Origin of the sequence: Streptomyces smyrnaeus, from assembly GCF_017676345.1 — a bacterium.
Lineage (GTDB): Bacteria > Actinomycetota > Actinomycetes > Streptomycetales > Streptomycetaceae > Streptomyces > Streptomyces smyrnaeus.
In genome coordinates, this window is the sequence record NZ_JAFFZM010000001.1 from 253110 (window position 1) to 269771 (window position 16662).

General features: G+C 73.3%; 11 protein-coding genes. 4 read left to right on the forward strand and 7 right to left on the reverse strand.

Translation table 11 applies throughout. The annotated features are described in order from the left end of the window. The first annotated feature begins 5 nt into the window (after nucleotides 1-5). Both JW613_RS01155 and JW613_RS01160 read left to right on the forward strand, forming a co-directional pair. Nucleotides 6-815, forward strand: a complete 810-nt coding sequence (locus JW613_RS01155; RefSeq protein WP_245224762.1) for a YveK family protein — start codon at nucleotides 6-8, stop codon at nucleotides 813-815. After that, on the forward strand, nucleotides 812-2041 hold the full coding sequence (locus JW613_RS01160) for a GNAT family N-acetyltransferase (protein WP_209208795.1): 1230 nt from the start codon (nucleotides 812-814) through the stop codon (nucleotides 2039-2041). Before JW613_RS01155 ends, JW613_RS01160 begins: the two co-directional genes overlap by 4 nt. Nucleotides 2042-2132: 91 nt before the next feature. On the opposite strand, the gene JW613_RS01165 is transcribed toward JW613_RS01160, so the two are convergent. After that, on the reverse strand, nucleotides 2133-3329 hold the full coding sequence (locus tag JW613_RS01165; RefSeq protein WP_209208796.1) for a glycoside hydrolase family 26 protein: 1197 nt from the start codon (nucleotides 3327-3329) through the stop codon (nucleotides 2133-2135). Between the two features lie 172 nt (nucleotides 3330-3501). Between JW613_RS01165 and JW613_RS01170 the strand changes: the two genes are divergently transcribed. Together JW613_RS01170 and JW613_RS01175 are read left to right on the forward strand one after the other, a co-directional pair. Next, nucleotides 3502-5016: a carboxylate--amine ligase gene (locus JW613_RS01170; protein WP_209208797.1), complete on the forward strand. Its 1515-nt coding sequence runs from the start codon at nucleotides 3502-3504 to the stop codon at nucleotides 5014-5016. Beyond that, complete coding sequence (locus JW613_RS01175; RefSeq protein WP_209208798.1) at nucleotides 5001-6368, forward strand: NAD(P)-binding domain-containing protein; 1368 nt, start codon at nucleotides 5001-5003, stop codon at nucleotides 6366-6368. The genes JW613_RS01170 and JW613_RS01175 overlap by 16 nt, the downstream gene beginning before the upstream one ends. A 10-nt stretch (nucleotides 6369-6378) precedes the next feature. Here the strand turns inward: JW613_RS01175 and yicI are convergent, their stop codons facing one another. The 6 genes from yicI to JW613_RS01205 form a co-directional block, all read right to left on the reverse strand. Further along, complete coding sequence (yicI, locus tag JW613_RS01180) at nucleotides 6379-8799, reverse strand: alpha-xylosidase (protein WP_209208799.1); 2421 nt, start codon at nucleotides 8797-8799, stop codon at nucleotides 6379-6381. Continuing rightward, complete coding sequence (locus JW613_RS01185) at nucleotides 8796-10259, reverse strand: GH1 family beta-glucosidase (RefSeq protein ID WP_209208800.1); 1464 nt, start codon at nucleotides 10257-10259, stop codon at nucleotides 8796-8798. Before JW613_RS01185 ends, yicI begins: the two co-directional genes overlap by 4 nt. A 132-nt stretch (nucleotides 10260-10391) precedes the next feature. Further along, on the reverse strand, nucleotides 10392-11189 hold the full coding sequence (locus tag JW613_RS01190; protein ID WP_245224874.1) for a carbohydrate ABC transporter permease: 798 nt from the start codon (nucleotides 11187-11189) through the stop codon (nucleotides 10392-10394). 83 nt (nucleotides 11190-11272) lie between these two features. Continuing rightward, the gene (locus JW613_RS01195) at nucleotides 11273-12238 is read right to left on the reverse strand and encodes a carbohydrate ABC transporter permease (RefSeq protein WP_209208802.1); all 966 of its coding nucleotides are present in this window, start codon (nucleotides 12236-12238) and stop codon (nucleotides 11273-11275) included. A 10-nt stretch (nucleotides 12239-12248) separates the two neighbouring features. Continuing rightward, on the reverse strand, nucleotides 12249-13475 hold the full coding sequence (locus JW613_RS01200) for a sugar ABC transporter substrate-binding protein (RefSeq protein ID WP_209208803.1): 1227 nt from the start codon (nucleotides 13473-13475) through the stop codon (nucleotides 12249-12251). A gap of 87 nt (nucleotides 13476-13562) precedes the next feature. Further along, nucleotides 13563-16568: a glycoside hydrolase family 3 protein gene (locus JW613_RS01205; RefSeq protein WP_209208804.1), complete on the reverse strand. Its 3006-nt coding sequence runs from the start codon at nucleotides 16566-16568 to the stop codon at nucleotides 13563-13565. Nucleotides 16569-16662: the final 94 nt, after the last annotated feature.

Sequence of the window (16662 nt, forward strand, 5' to 3'; positions counted from 1 at the left end):
GTTCCATGTCCAAGGCCGCACCGGGAAAGGCGGCACCGGCCTTCGAGCACACGACGGCCCGCCGCAGCGCGCGGACCTCCCCGAGCGCGGATCAGGAGGCCGCCACCGGCACGGTGCCGGCTCCCGCCCCGACATCGACATCGGCAGCGGCAGCGGCACGCGGAGCGCGCCGGGTGCCCGGGTGGTGGCCGCTGCCGCTGTGCGCGGTGCTGGGCGCGCTCGGCGGGGCGGGGTACGCGACCGTCGCGGAGCCCCGGTACGAGGCCACCAGCTACGTCCTCGTCTCCCCCGGACCGCGCGCCGAGGCGGCGTCGGCGCTCGGCTATGCGCAGGCGTACGGGAAGATCGCCACGGACGCGTTCGTGCTGGGCGCTGCCGAGACCCGCGCAGGGCTGCCGCGCGGGGCGCTCAGATCCCGGGTGCGCGCGGGCGCCTCACCCGACGCGCCGATGGTGCGGATCACCGGCAGCGCGCCTCGGGCCCAGGACGCGGCCGACTACGCCGACGCCGTCGCCCGCGCCCTCACCGGCACGGCGCACAAGTCGGCCGAGAAGACCGGCGTCCGGCTGACCGTCGTCTCGCGCGCCGCTCCCTCCCAGGGGCCGGTGTCCCCCTCGCTGCCGATCGCGGTGGCGGTGGGGGTGAGCGCCGGTGGACTGCTCGGTGGGCTGGCGCTGCTGGCACGCCCGCAGCGGCGCGCGGCGACCGCCGCGGCAGCGGTGCCGGTACCCGCTTCCGGTGACGGGGCGGCGGCGACGGCCGACCGCCCGGCGCAGGCGGGGCCGCGGACGGCCGAGTTGGAGGACGCCCGATGACATCGCCGCTGCCGCCGTCCACCCGCCGCAGGCTCGCCGGCCCCGTCCTGTCGCCGTGGCGCGGCGGGCAGGGGGACGCCTGCGGGCAGCCGCCCGTCCGGCTGACCGCGACACTGTGCCGCGCCGAGGAGCAGTTCGCCGCACTGGCCGCCGACTGGGAGGCGCTGCGCTCCCGCAACCGGTCCGCGACCCCGTTCCAGAGCCACGCCTGGCTGTGGTCGTGGTGGATGTCCTACGGGCGCCGGGGCAGGTTGCGCCTCGTCCTGGTCCGGGAGAACGGTCGGCTGGTCGCCGCCGCCCCGCTGATGCTCGTGCACCGGCCGCTGCCCACGCTGGTCGGTCTCGGCGGCTCCATCTCCGACTACCAGGACGTACTGCTGGACGACAGCTGCCCGCGGGCGGCCGGTGCGCTGGCGCGAGCCCTCCACACGGCCTCGCGCAGCGCCGTGCTAGATCTGCGTCAGGTGCGTCCCGGCGGCGCCGCCGAACGGCTCTACGCGGCCTGGCCGGGGGTCAGCAGATGTCTGGCCGACTCGGTCTGCCTGGAGCTGCCCGGCATCCCCATGGACGAGATGCTGTCCCGTCTGGCACCCGCCGGGGCCAAACGCACCCGGCGCAAGCTGCGCCGGATCGACGAGCTCGGCATCGAGGCCTACGAGGTGCCGGCCGAGCGGGTGCCCGAGGCGGTGCGGACCATGCTGCGGCTGCACGAGCGGCAGTGGCGCGGCCGGGGGGTCACCCCCGAGCATCTGCGTTCCCGTTTCGCGGCTCATCTGGTGCGCGCCACGGCGGCGCTGGTGGCCGGTGGGGACGCCACGGTGACCGAGTACCGGATCGGCGGCCGGGTCGCCGCCTGCGATGTCGCCTTCACCTCGCCCGACCTGGTGTGCGGCTATCTGTACGGGGCCGACCCCGGGCTGCGTGCGCAGCGGGTGGACATCGCCACCATGCTGCTGCGGCACGACGCCCACTACGCGGCCGCCACCGGGCGGGGCACGCTGAGTCTGCTGCGCGGTACCGAGCCGTACAAGCTGCGCTGGCGTCCGGTGACCGCCGTCAACCGGCGCTATCTGCTGGCACGTCGGGAGCTGGCCCCCGCGCTGGGGCTGCTCGCCGCGCAGGCGGCGGCCCGCGACCTGGTGGCGGGCGCGCTGCGCGAGCGGCCGGGCACCGCCGCCGTCCGTACGCTGCTGGGCCGGGCGACCGGTGTGCGGGCACCGCGGTGACGGCGTGAGCGCGGCACGGCGCCGGGCCCGGCCGCGGGTCAGGACCCGGCCGGGGTGCCGGGAGCAGCGGTGCGCCCGGGCGGGACGGCGGCTAACCGGCCCACAGGCGCAGCCAGTCGAGGCGTACGCAGTGGCCGCCGACGTTCCAGCACCGTTCCCACCAGGGCCGGGGCGGCGTCGCGGGCGGCCGGCTCGGTCGCCCCGGCCGGGGCTGCTCGGACTGCCGGGGCGGTTTCGGCGGTCGCGGCTCGGCGAACAGCGCCATCCGGTAGGTGGCCGAGGAGGTCGGGTTCCGGTGGCAGCGCCACACACCGTGCGGGCAGTAGTCGCTGATCGTCTGGTAGAGCGGCTTGTACCGGCCCATCCAGGCGAGCATCCCGCGGACGTACTCCGCGTTGTCCCCGTTGCGGAAGAGCCCCCATTCCGGGTACGAGACGGGCTTGCGGTGCCGGGCTGCGAACTCGATGTGCGCCCGCAGCCCGTACGGTTCGCGCACCTGCTCCTCGAAGGGCATCCCGGCGGGCTGGTCGTAGGCGTCCATGCCGAGCACGTCGACCACGTCGTCGCCCGGGTAGCAGCGGGGCCAGGGGATCGCGTCCCGGCCCCGGCTGGGCGCGAAGTCGAAGCGGAACCGCTGGCCCGGCACGGAGCGCATGGTGGTCACGATGCGGCGCCAGTAGGCCTTCCACGCCGCTGGGTCGGGACCGCAGCGGTGCGTGTAGGTGGTGCCGTTCATCTCCCAGCCGAGCACCAGGACGGTGTCCGCGAGCCGCTGCCGTACCAGCCGCTTGGCCAGTGTGCGGTAGTGGCCGTCGAAGTGACCGGCCGCGCCCTGGCGCAGCAGCGCGCGTACCCGCCGATCCGGCAGCCGGGCCTCGTTGCGGGCCGCCATCGGCACGTTCAGCACCAGCAGCCGGTCCCGGTCCGCACGCCGCCAGCGCGCCCACGGCTCCAGGAAGCCGGGGTCGCCCTCGATGTCGGACCACAGGCGGCCGGGCAGGTAGGTGTGTCCGGCTCGCAGCCGGGTGCCGCCCAGCCAGCGCTCCATACCGCGGATACGGCGCACGCCCTCGTCGCCGGAGCCGAGGAAGGCGCCCACCAAGGGATCGGCGGAGGCGACAGGTGCGGCGGAGGCGGACAGCGGTGGTGTGCCCTCGGGGTGCTCCCCGCGGCCGGAGCCGGAGCCCGGCGCGCCGCCCGGCAGCACGGTGCAGGACGCCAGCAGCCCCGCGGTGACGGCTCCCCCGCACAGGATCACCCTGATCCGCTCGCGTCTGTGGGTCCGCATGGCTCCTCCTGGTCGCCCCCGGGCCGTCGTGCGCCCGCGGACCGTCGTCCGCTCCCGGGCCGTCGTCCGCGCCCGGGCCCTGATCCGGTCGGCTGCCGGTCCGGATACCTGATGATCCGTCAGCGGAATTGTCGCCCCACCCGCCTGCCCCACGCCTGAAGGACATGCCCCCATGCTGTCGTTCGCCACGGACGTTCCCGCGCTGCTGCTGCGTCTCGATCCGAACCCGTACCACCACGGCACCCTGGGCGCCGCCCGGTCGCTGGGGCGTGCGGGGATCGAGGTGCACGCCCTGCTCGGCTCCGCGCGCGGCCCGGTGGGCAGGTCCCGCTTCCTGCACCGGGTGCACACCCCGCCGCGTACCGCGACCGGCCGCCCCGGCGGCCCGGACCGCTCGACGGCGCACGGCGCGCTGCCCGACGCGGCGCTGGAGCGCCTGCTCCTCGACGTCTCGGCCAGGATCGGCAGACCGGCCGTGCTCGTTCCGCTGGACGACCACGGCGCGATCGCCACGGCCCGCCTCGCGCCCCGGCTCGCCGGACGCTATCTGCTGCCCGCCGTGGACCCCGGACTGCCCGCACGGCTGGCGGACAAGGCGGAGCTGGGTGCGGTCTGCGCCGGCGCCGGAGTCGCGCACCCCACCACCGTGCTGCCCGGCAGCGCGCGCGAGGCGGGCCGCGCGGCGGCGGCACTGGGCCTGCCGGTGGTGGCCAAGTGGAGCCGCCCCTGGCTGCTGCCACCCGGCCTGCGCAGCACCGCGCTGGTCCGTACGGAGACGGAGGCGGCGCGCCTGTTCGCCCGGACCCGGGAGGCGGGCAGCGCCCTGCTGTTGCAGCGACGGCTGCCGGACTCGGCGGGGGCCGACTGGTTCTTCCACGGGTACGCGGCCGACGGCGGCCGGTTCCTGATCGGTGGCGCCGGGCGCAAGGACCGCTCCTGGCCGCCGCACACGGGTCTGACAGCGGTCGGCAGCCGACTGCCCAACCCACCCGTCGAACAGGCCGCCGCCCGCCTGGCGGCAGCCCTGGACTACCGCGGCATCCTCGATCTCGACTTCCGGTTCGACCCGGCGACGGGCGTCCCCCACCTGGTGGACTTCAACCCGCGCCCCGGCGCGCAGTTCCGGCTCTTCACCGACGGCGCGGGGCTGGACGTGGTACGGGCCCAGCATCTGCATCTGACCGGGCGTGCCGTACCGGGGGCGCCACCCGGCCACGGCCCCGGGGAGCCGCACGACGGTACGGGCCGGGTCTACGTCGTGGAGAACTACGCGCTGCTGTCCGCGCTGCTGGGCCCGCGTCCGCCCGGCCCCGCGGATGGGGGCGCGGGCGTTGCGAACCTGGAGCGCGGACCGGTGGCGCGCGGACCGGTGGAGCGCGCCTGGTTCGCCGCCGACGATCCGCTGCCCGGCCTCGCGATGGCGGCGGGCTGGCTGATGCGCTGCCTGGTCAAGGGAGTTCGTCCCAGCTGTCCGAGTGAGCGGCTGCGGGCCCGCGCCGCGAGGGCCGTACGCGGACGTGCGGTCGCCCCGCCGCCCCCCACCGCCGCGGGCGCCGCCCGCACCGCGCCCCCCGCTGCCCTCCCGTCTCCCGCACCCGAAGCGGAGAGCCCGGCACCCGTGCAGCCCGCACCGAACACACAGCCCACACCGCACACAGAGAGAAGGAACCCATGTACGACCTCGTAGTGGTGGGCGCCGGCCCCTACGGACTGTCCATCGCCTCGCACGCCGCCGCCGCGGGACTGCGCCTGCGCGTGCTCGGCAGGCCGATGGCCTCCTGGCGGGACCACATGCCGCGCGGCATGTTCCTCAAGTCGGAGCCGAGCGCCTCCGCCCTGTCCGACCCGGAGGGCGCCCACACCCTGGCCGCCTACTGTGCCGACCGCGGCATCGAGGTGGGGCACGGCCGGCCGCTGCCGCTGGACACCTTCACCGAGTACGGCACCTGGTTCGGCAGACATGCCGCGCCGGCGGCCGAGGAACTGACCGTCACCCGCGTGGCGCCGCACCCCTCCGGCTTCCGTGTCCACACCGCGCAGGGCGAGCAGCTGACGACACGGGCCGTCGCACTGGCGATCGGGGTGCTGCCGTTCGCGCACCGGCCGGCGACGCTGCGCGGGCTGCCCCGCGAGCTGGCCTCCCACAGCACGCACCACCGCGATCTGAGCCGGTTCCGGGGCAAGGACGTCACGGTCGTCGGCGCCGGGCAGGCGGCGCTGGAGACCGCGGCGCTGCTGGCGGAGGAGGGCGCGGAGCCCCGGGTGGTGGCCCGAGCCCCCCGCCTGCGCTGGAACACGCCACCCAAGCCGCTCCACCGCGGCAGGCTCAGCTCGCTGCTCGACCCGCACAGCGCGCTGGGCACCGGATGGCCGAGCTGGATGTGGTCGCGGCAGCCGGGCGCGGTGCGGCGACTGCCCGCTGCGCTACGGCTGCACATCGCCCGGCACGCCCTCGGCCCCGCGGGCGCCTGGTGGCTGCGGGAGCGGTTCGAGCCGAGGGTGCCGACGCTGCTGGGGCACACCATCACAGCGGCGGACCGCACCGCAGGCGGTGTCCGCCCGGTCGGCGGCGGGCCCGCCGAGCGGGTGCGGCTGTGGCTGCGGGCGGCGGACGGTACGGCGCGGACGCTGGAGACCGACCATGTGGTGGCCGCGACCGGCTTCGTCCCCGACCTGTTCCGGCTCGGGCTGCTGGACTCCACGCTGCGGGAGACGCTGCGCCGGGTCGGTGACAGCGGTGCGCCCTGGCTGACGCGGGATTTCGAGTCCTCCCACCCGGGGCTGTTCTTCGCGGGGCTGTTGACGGCGCCGTCGTTCGGCCCGGCGATGCGCTTCGTGCACGGCGCCACCTTCACCGCGCCCCGCCTGGTGGAGGGGGTGTGCCGTCATGTGGTGGCACGGCGGGGCGCCCAGCTGCCCGGTGCGGCCCGCCCCGTACCGGAGGAGTCCCCCAGGGTGGCGGTGCCGCGGTCCGCCACCCGTCAGCCCGCCACCGAGGGGGCCGAGGTGGCGGGCAGCGGGGTGAAGGCGGCGCGGTGACCCGGTCCGGCTAGTCCCCGCCCTCCTCCTGGGTGAGCAGCGCGGTCAGCTCCGCCGTACCCGGCCCGGCCGTCAGCAGGGTGCCGCGGGCGGTGTGTTCGGCCGTCACACCGGCTCCGTCCGCCGCGTCGGCACGGACCCCCTCCAGCAGGAGGTGCCAGGGGCCGGGCGCGCCGATGGCCTCGACGGTGACGCGCCGCCCGTGCCGGCGGGTGCGGAAGACGGCGTCGGGGGCGTCTCCTTCGGCCTCCGGCCGGGAGGTGCCCCCGGGAAGGCGCGGTACCCGGGTGGTCACCGTGGCGCCGTCGCGCAGAGCGTGGGCGCGCAGCGTGACCCCGTGCGCCCAGTCGTAGTCGGCGCGCTCGTCCCGCTCGCCGTACGGGAGCACCGCTCCGGGGCGGACCAGCAGCGGCAGGCTCTCGAAGCCGTACCGCTCGCGCCGCCAGCCCGGCCCGGTCACCCGCTCGCCGGACAGCAGATGGGTCCACTCGCCGTCCGGTACGTAGTACTCGACGCTGCCGTCGGCGGCGAAGACGGGGGCCACCAGCAGATCGTCGCCGAGCATGTACTGGCGATCGAGGGTGTGGCAGGCCGGGTCGTCGGGGAACTCCAGCAGCATGGCGCGCATCACCGGGGTGCCGCTTTCGGCGGCCTGCCGCGCCGCGCGGTACAGGTAGGGCATCAGCCGGTGCTTGAGCCGGGTGAAGGCGCGGGTGACGGCGACGGCTCCGCCCTCGTCCCGGGCCTCTTCGTCTCCGTCCTCGAAGGCCCACGGCACCCGGTAGGAGGTGCTGCCGTGCAGCCGGCTGTGCGAGGAGAGCAGCCCGAACTGGACCCAGCGTTTGAACAGGGCGGGGTCGGGGTCGCCTTCGAAGCCGCCGATGTCGTGGCTCCAGAAGCCGAACCCGGACAGGCCCAGGGAGAGGCCGCCGCGCAGCGATTCGGCCATCGCCCCGAACGTGGACTCGCAGTCGCCGCCCCAGTGGACCGGGTACTGCTGGCCGCCCGCGGTGGCGGAGCGGGCGAAGACCACGGCCTCGCCCTGGCCGCGTTCCTCGGTGAGGGTCTCGAAGACGGTGCGGTTGAACAGCTGCGTGTAGTAGTTGTGCATCCTCTCCGGGTCGGAGCCGTCGTGCCAGACGACGTCGGTGGGCACGCGCTCGCCGAAGTCGGTCTTGAAGCAGTCGACGCCCTGGCCGAGCAGACCGCGCAGCTTGTCGGCGTACCAGGCCCGCGCCCGGGGGGAGGTGAAGTCGACCAGGCCCATGCCCGCCTGCCACATGTCCCACTGCCATACGCTGCCGTCCGGCCGCCGGACGAGGTGGCCGAGCCGGGCCGCCTCGTCGAACAGCGGGGACTTTTGCGCGATGTAGGGGTTGATCCACACGCAGATCCTCAGGTCCCCTGGCCCGTTGCTCTCCTTGAGCCGCCGCAGCATCCCTTCCGGATCGGGGAAGACGTCCGGGTCCCAGGTGAAGTCGCACCACTGGTAGGCGCGCATCCAGAAGCAGTCGAAGTGGAAGACGCCCAGCGGGATGTCGCGCTCGGCCATGCCGCGCACGAAGCCGCTGACGGTCTCCTCGTCGTAGGCGGTGGTGAACGACGTGGACAGCCACAGCCCGAACGACCAGGCAGGGGGCAGCGGCGGGCGGCCGGTGAGCGCCGTGTAGCGGGCGAGGATCTCCTTGGGCGTGGGGCCGTGGACGATGTAGTACTCCAGCGTCTGGTCCTCGACGCTGAACTGGACCTGGCCCACGGCCTCGGAGCCGACCTCGTAGGACACCTTGCCGGGGTGGTTGACGAAGACGCCGTAGCCGCGGTTGGTGAGGTGGAAGGGGACGTTCTTGTAGGCCTGTTCGCTGGCGGTGCCGCCGTCCGCCTGCCAGATGTCGACGCTCTGTCCGTTGCGCACGAACGGGGTGAAGCGCTCGCCGAGCCCGTAGACGAGTTCGCCGACGCCCAGGGAGAGCTGGGCGAGGGAGTGGTGGGCGCCGTCGGGGGTCGTGGCGTAGCCGGTGCCGCGCGCCTCGACACGGGTGAGGGTGCGGCCGTCGGTGGTGAACTCCAGCCGGTACGGCCCCGAGGTGTCGACCCGCAGCGACAGACCGCCGCTGGTCAGTTCGAGCAGGCTGCCGTCCCGGGTGACCTTCCCCGCCGCCGCGTCGCCCGGGGCGGAGCCCAGGGCGAAGTGCGGGCCGCTGTCGACGGTGCCGGCGTGGTGGGTGGCGCGGACACCGATCACCCCTTCGGCGGGTGAGAAGCATTCGACGGTCAGCAGGGGCCCGTTGAGGGTGTCGCCCCGGCGCCGGATGTGCCGTACGGGTGCGTAGAGGGTGAAGCGGTCGTCGTTGACGCGGGTGTCGGCGATCTCGGTGGCGTACGACGCCTGGACGCCGTCGCGCATCAGCCAGTAGCCGTCGGTGAACTTCATCGGGCGGCCTGCTCTCCGGTGTGCGGTGCGGTGGGTGCGGGGTGCTGTGCGTGGTACCGCCGGTGGGCCGCGATCAGATCGCGGTACCAGTGGTAGCTGTCCTTGGGGATCCGCCGCTGTGTGGCGTAGTCGACCCGGACGATGCCGAAACGCTGGCCGTAGCCACGCGCCCATTCGAAGTTGTCCAGCAGCGACCACACGTAGTAGCCGCGTACGTCGACACCGGCGCGCACCGCGTCCGCCACGGCGGCCAGGTGGTCGCGCAGATACCCGACCCGGTCGCTGTCGTGCACCCGCCCGTCGGGAGTGACGGTGTCGGTCTCGGCGGAGCCGTTCTCGGTGATCAGCAGCGGTGGCAGCGAGGGATAGCGCGCGGTCAGATCAGTCAGCAGATCGGTGAAGGTCCGCGGATCGACGGGCCAGCCCATGGTGGTGTGCCGTACGTCGTCGCGGGCGCACTCGGCGACACGGATGTCGGTGGCCGTACGGGTCACCGGGTCGGGGTCGCGGTAGGGCGCCTCGGTGACGGTGATCGGGCGGTAGTAGTTGATGCCGAGGAAGTCCAGCGGGGCGCCGATCAGCTCCAGGTCGCCCTCCCGGCGCCAGGAGCCGTCGGCCTGAGGGCCCCAGGTCTCCGCCTCGCCGCGCGGATAGCGTCCGGCGAACAGCGGATCGAACCACGTCTCGTTGTGCAGGGTCTCGGCGCGCCGCACGGCTGCCGCGTCGGCCGGGGTGTCGTCGGCCGGCAGCAGCCGGTCGGGGTTGAGGGTGATGCCGACCTGCCGGACGCCTGCCGCGCGCAGGGCGCGTACGGCCAGTCCGTGCCCCAGCAGCAGATGGTGCGCGGCGGCCAGGGCGCCGCGCCCCTCCTGTGCGCCCGGTGCGTGCCGGCCGGTGGCATAGCCGAGGAAGGCGCTGCAGAACGGCTCGTTGAGGGTGATCCAGCGCGGTATCCGGTCCCCGAGCCGGGCGGCGACCAGCGCCGTGTACTCGGCGAACCGCTCCGCCGTCTCCCGCAGCCGCCAGCCGCCCCGGTCCTCCAGCGCCTGCGGCAGGTCCCAGTGGTAGAGGGTGGCCGCCGGGCTGATGCCCGCGGCGAGCAGTTCGTCGGTGAGCCGGTCGTAGAAGTCGAGGCCGCGCCCGTTCGCGGGGCCGGCCCCGGTGGGCTGGACACGCGGCCAGGCGACGGAGAAGCGGTAGCTGTCCACCCCCAGCTCCCGCAGCAGCGCGATGTCCTCGGGGTAGCGGTGGTAGTGGTCGCAGGCGACGTCACCGGTGGCGGCGCCCTCGATACGGCCGGGTTCACGGCAGTAGGTGTCCCAGATGGAGGGTCCGCGCCCGTCCTCGTCGTGGGCGCCCTCGATCTGGTAGGCGGCGGTGGCGGCCCCGAAGACGAATGCGGCGGGGAGCCCGGGGAGGGGCGGAACGGGCACAGGGGTGCCCGGGGAGGGAGAACTCATCGGTGAACAGCCTCACTTGCTCTTGCCGCGGGAGATTTCTTCCCGCTGGAGGGGACCTCTTCCCGCCGCGACGGCGGGAAGCTCGACGGCGTGTGTGCGGCGGCGCTCCGCTGCGGCCACCGGGCCCAATGGCTATTTGACGGACCCGCCGGTGATTCCGGCGGCGATGTACTTCTGCGCGACGACCAGCAGCACGGCCGCCGGTACGGCGGACAGCACGGCGGTGGCCATGACGGCTCCCCAGTCGCTGACGTGGGCGCCCACGAACTGGTAGATGCCGAGCGTCACCGGCTTGACGTCGTCGGTGGTGTTGAGGGTGAGCGCGAACATGAAGTCCGACCAGGCGAACAGGAAGGTGAACAGCCCGGCGGTGATGAGGGCGTTGCGGCTCATCGGCAGGACGACGCGGACGAACGCGGTGAATCTGTTCGCGCCGTCCACCAAGGCGGCCTCCACCACCTCGGTGGGGATGGAGACCATGAACGCGCGCAGCAGCACGATGGAGAACGGCAGCCCCAGCGAGGCGTCGGCGAGGATCAGTCCGAGGTAGGAGTTGACCAGCCGCAGCTCCGCGTAGGCGCTGTAGAGCGCGTTGGCGATGACGATGCCCGGCACCATCTGGGTGATGAGGGTGGTGAAGACGATGGTGCGGCCACCGCGCAGCGAGAACTGCGCCAGCCCGTAGGCGGCGGGCGCGGCCAGCGCGAGGCACACCGCGACCGCCCCCAGCGCGACGGCGAGGCTGGTGACCAGGGAGCGGCCCTGGCTGTCCAGCGCCGCACGGAAGCTGTCGAGCCCCGGCGAGGTGGGGAACCAGTCCACATCGAGACCGGAGGACGGCTGCAGCGCCGTGACCAGCATCCAGTAGACGGGGAAGAGCAGTACGGCCAGGATCAGCAGCGCGGCGGCGGTGTTCCAGGCGCCACGCATCCGGCGGGCGGTCGTCGGGGCCGTGGTGGGGGCCGTGCGGGATCCGCGCGGTGCGGCGGAGGCGGTTGTCGGGGGCATCGTGCTCACTTCCCGTTGCCGAAGTCGGCGCGGTTGGCGCGCAGGTAGAGCACCGCGAAGACCGCGCTGATCAGGATGAGGACATTGCCGACCACGGCGCCCTGGCCGAAGTCCAGGCGCAGGAACGACATCTGGTAGGTGACGGTGCCCAGGGTCTGGGTGGCGTCGGCGGGGCCGCCCGAGGTGAGGGCGAGGATCAGGTCGAGGATCTTGACCGTCGACATGAAGCCGAGGACGAGGACGACGGTGATCACGGGCCGCAGCATCGGCAGCGTGACGGAGCGGAAGACCCGCCAGGGCCCGGCGCCGTCCAGCGAGGCCGCCTCGTACAGATCCCGGGGGATCTCCTGGAGGCCGCCGTAGAGAATGACCATGTTGAACGGAATGCCGATCCAGATGTTGACCAGCACCGCCGACAGCAGCGCCACATCGGGGCTGCTCAGCCAGGGCACGCCGCCGTCGGTCAGGCCCAGCGTCTGCAGTGCGGCGTTGAGGACGCCGTGCTCCTGGTCGAGGATGCGCCGCCACACCACGGCGGCCACCACCATCGGCACCAGCCACGGGAGCAGCAGTACGGCCCGTACGAAGCGGGAGAGACGGAAGCGGCGGGAGAAGAAGACGGCCAGCGCCAGCCCCAGGGTGAACTGACCCAGCAGCGAACCCACTGTGAACAGGGCCGTGTGCCACAGCGCGTCGGTGAACAGCGGATCGGAGAAGACCGCCCGCCAGTTGTCGAGCCCGTTGAAGGGGGCCTCGCCGGTGAAGTAGGTGGTGGGCGTGTAGTGCTGGAAGCTCATCAGCACGTTGCGCACCAGCGGGTATCCGAAGAACGCGGCCATGTAGAGCAGCGCGGGCGCGATGAACAGCCAGCGCAGCAGCGCGGTGCGCCGTCTTGAGGACCGGCCCGGGGCCGGGGCCCGGGAGGCGTTCGCGGGCGGCGTGGTCACGGAAGGGGCTGTGGCGGTACTCATGATGGGCTCCTCACTCCCCCGCCGTCGCCTGCCGCTGGGCGCGGCGCAGGGCCGCCTCCGGGCTGCTGCCGCCGGTGAGTACGGACTGGAAGGCCCCGGCGAGCGCGTCGCTCACGGCCGGCCAGCGGGTGCCGACCTTGGCGGTGCGGGAACGCGCTGTGGTCACCAGGTCGGCGAACGGGGCGAGCTTCGGGTTCTGCTTCGCGTAGGTCCGCGCCGCGGTGGCGCGGGTGGGCACGTTGTTGACGGCCTCGCCCCAGTCGAGCTGGTTCTCAGGGGTGTTGAGGCAGTTGAGGATCTTGGCGGCGTTCTTCTCGCGTGCGCTGTCGTCGCTCTTGGGGACGGTCATCACGGTGCCGCCGACCGGGGGTACCGCCTTGCCCCCCGCCTCGGGCACGGGCAGCTTGGCGACGGCCCAGTCCACCTTGTCCTGCGCCTCCAGCACCGGCACCTGCCACGGCCCGTTGATCATCATGGCGGTGCGGCCCGCGATGAACTGGTCGTTGACGTCCTGCTGGTTCCAGTTGACGACGGCCTTGGAGACGGATCCGTCCGCCACCATGTCCTTCCACAGCCGCAGTGCGGCCTCGCCCTTGCCGCTGTCCAGCCGCGCCTCGTCACCCCCGGCCGACCAGAAGAACGGCAGGAACTGGTAGACACCGTCCGCGTTCGGACTCGCGCTGAAGGCGAGCCCGTAGGTACCGTCACCGGAGAGCTTCTTCGCCGTCCTCCGCAGCTCGTCCCAAGTCGTGGGCGGCTCGACGCCCGCCTTCTTCAGCAGGTCCGGGTTGTAGTAGAGCGCCAGGGAGTTGACCGAGCGGGCGATGCCGTAGCGGGTGCCCTCGAAGGAGCCGAGGGAGACGCCGCTCGCGGACAGCCCCGAGGTGCGCACCCCCAGATCCGCCAGGCTGCGCAGCCCTCCGGTCTCGGCGAACTGCGGCAACTCGGAGCCGTCGAGTTCGAGGATGTCGGGCAGCGAGTGCGAGGAGGCCATCCGCAGGGCCTTGGAGGAGACCTGGTCGGCGGGGACGCTGTTCTGCTCCACCCGCAGCCCGTACTTCTCGGCGCAGCGGTCGAAGAACTTCTGGTTCTTGGTGTGTTCGGCGGTGTCCGTGGCGGAGTTGAGCACGGTGACGGTGCCGGGGTCGGGTGTGGCGGCGCACCCCGTGAGCCCGAACGCGACCGTCGCCCCGGCCGTCACAGCGGCGAGTACCGGGAGTGCGGGACGCAATTGCATGGGAAGAGATCTCCAATCGGGGGCGGTCCATCGAGGCGCCCCGCAGCGGGCGCGCCGGGCGGAGGGGTGCCCTCGAAGGGGCGGGCTTCAGCGAAGGGCGAAGGTGCTCAGCCGCATCGGGTCCGAGAAGACGAGATAGACGTCGTGCCGTCCACGCGCCCCGCGCAATCGCGCGGTGACGGTCCGGTAGTCGTACCGGTCGCCGGTGCTCGGCACCTGCGCGGAGCCCACCACCCGCCCCCGTGGCGAGCCGAGCCGCAGGGTGAGGGTGCCGCTGCCCCGCCCCTCCCGAGCGAGCCGCGCGGTCAGCTTCTCGGCGCCGCGCCCCAGATCGGCGTCCCGGAACACGATCCAGGCGCGGTCCTCGTCCGCGCCGACCGCTTCTCCCCGCGCCTTGCTCTCGTCGACCAGCCGCACGCCTCGGTAGTCGTCGAAGTCGGCGGCCCTGGTGGTGCCGGTCAGATCGCGCGGCGGAATCTTCTCGCCGCGTACCCGCAACGTGGTACGTCCGCGGATGTCCGTGCAGGAGGCGCCCACCTGTACCTCGACGACCCCGCTCTCGACCACCTTTCGCCCGCGGGTGACGTCCCAGTGGGCGAGGTCGGCGGCGCGCAGCCGCAGCCGCACGGTGGTGGAGCGGCCGGCCTTCAGCCGGACGCGTTCGAAGCCGCGCAGCTGCCGCAACGGCTGTTTGTCCCGCGAGCCGCGCCTGCGGATGTAGAGCTGGACGACCTCGTCCCCGTCCCGGCGTCCGGTGTTGGTGAGCTTCACCGAGACGGTCACGGTGCCGTCCGGCTCCACCGTGCGTGCGGACAGCCGCGGTTCGCCGTACCGGAAGGTGGTGTAGGACAGGCCGTGCCCGAAGGGGTAGAGGGCCTCGCCACGGAAGTAGAGGTAGGTGCGGTCCGCCTTGATGATGTCGTATTCGAGCAGGTCCGGCAGATCGTCCTGGGAGCGGTACCAGGTCTGGGTGAGCCGCCCGGCCGGGTTGTGGTCGCCGAACAGTACGTCGGCGAGGGCGTTTCCGGTCTCCTGTCCCGCGTGGGTGGTCCACACGAGCGCGGGTATGTGGGCCTGCTCCCAGTTGACGGTCTGCGGGTAGCTGCTCTCCAGGACGACGACCGTGCGCGGGTTGGCCCGGTGGACGGCCTTGACCAGCGCGGCCTGCCCTTCGGCCAACGCCATGTCCGTGCGGTCGTGGTCCTCGCGGCCGTTGATGGCGGGCATGGTGCCGACCACGACGACGGCGACATCGGCATCCCGGGCAGCCGCGACCGCCTCGGCCACACCGTCGCGTACGGTCTCGGCCCGGTAGCGGGTGGCGTCCTTCTCGGCGACCAGCGTGACGGTGCCGTCCTCGCCGGCCTTGAAGTACTCCTTGTCGCCGAACCAGTCGGTGCGGGCGTCGTATCCGGCGTAGCGGACCAGCCGGGTGCCGTCATCCTGCTCGACCAGCGTGAACTGCTGCTGGACGAACCAGCCGCCGGGCTGCTCCTGGTCGTTGCGGAAGACCTTGCCGTCGTAGCCGAGGTACTTGGCGTTGGCCGCGCTGCGCAGCGTGACGATGCCCTGGCCCCAGTCGAAGACGTCGAACTGCTCGGTGGCACCCGCGCTGGTGGCACGCTCGGTGAGGACCGCGCCGTCCGCGCCGCTGCCCGCGGTGAGGTACGCGCCCGTGGCGGCGTTCCGCAACGCGATCCGGTCCACGCTCTCGCCCCCGGTGACCTTCCCGCCGGAGCCGAGCCGCTCGGCGACGCCCTCGCGCGGAGTGACCGCGTACGGCAGCGAGCCCGAGTACCAGTCGGTGTAGAGGGTGTCGGCGAGCGGGCCGACGACGGCGACCTTCTCCAGCCGCCGGGCGTCCAGCGGCAGCAGCGCGCCGCCCTTGCGCTGCGGGGCGTTCTTCAGCAGCACGATCGCCTCCCGCGCCGTCTCGCGGGCGAGGGCGCGGTGCTCGGGGCTGTCGACGACCGACTTGGTGATCTTCGCGTAGGGGCCGCCGTCGGGGTCGAACTCGCCGAGCCGGAAGCGGATCGCAAGAAGGTGTCGGACCGCGGTGTCCAGGTCGGACTCGCTGATCAGCCCCTTGTCCAGGGCGGTGGTGAGGGCCTTGACCGTCTTGCTCGAGTCCTCGCTGTCGGAGGTGAAGCTGTCGATGCCCGCTGTGAGGGCCGCCGCGTCCGCCTCCGCGAGGGTGGGGTAGTAGCTCTGGCCGTTGACCAGATTGTTGGGGGCGTCCGCGTCGGTGACATGGAACAGCTCCCGCTTCGCCCACTTGCGTACGGTGTCGTTCAGCCCCGGATTGACCGTCGCCGGGCGGCCGTTGACCAGGTTGTAGGACGTCATCACGCCGGTGACGGCGTCGCCGCTCAGCGCCGGCTCGAACGCCGCCTCGTAGTACTCCTGGCGGACCCTCGCCGGCAGGATCGAGTCGGAGGTGGAGCGGTTCCGCTCGGTGTTGTTGGCGAGGTAGTGCTTGATGGTGGGGGCCGTCTTCAGATAGCGGGGGTCCTCGCCCTGGAGGCCGGTGCCGTAGGCGACGGAGACGGCACCGGTCAGATACGGGTCCTCGGAGTAGCCCTCCTCGTTGCGGCCCCAGCGTGGATCGCGCAGCAGATTCACCACCGGGGCCCACAGGTTGAGACCCCAGCCCTTGGGCCGTTCGTGCTGGAAGCCGCGGGCCTCGTCCCCGACGGCCGCGCCGACACGTTCGATCAGCGCGGGGTTCCAGGTGCTGGCCAGGCCGAGTGCCTGCGGGAAGACGGTGGCCTTGCCGAGCCACGCGAGGCCGTGCAGGGCCTCGGTGCCGGTACGGAAGGAGCGGATGCCCAGCCGGGGGACGGCGGGCTGGTGCTGATGCAGCAGGGAGATCTTCTCGCCGCGGGTCAGCCGGCCGAGCAGGTCCTCGACGCGCTCGGCGAAGGGCAGTCCGGGGTCTTGGAAGGGGTGCCCGGCGCGGGCGCCGGCGCGGTCGGCCCGGCCCGTCCGCGAGGTGGCGGGCACGGCGCCTGCCGTTCCCGTGCCGGCCGCCGCCAGCGGGACGGCGATGCCGAGGGCGAGGAGATGACGTCTGGGGGTGCCCTGTTCCTGCACGGGACTCTCCTTCGAGTCGAAACGCTTCGACGGGCGGTGTAAGGGAGGGGCGCGGCGCGGTCGGAGTAGTGGCGGGCGGGGTCAGGAAGGTGCT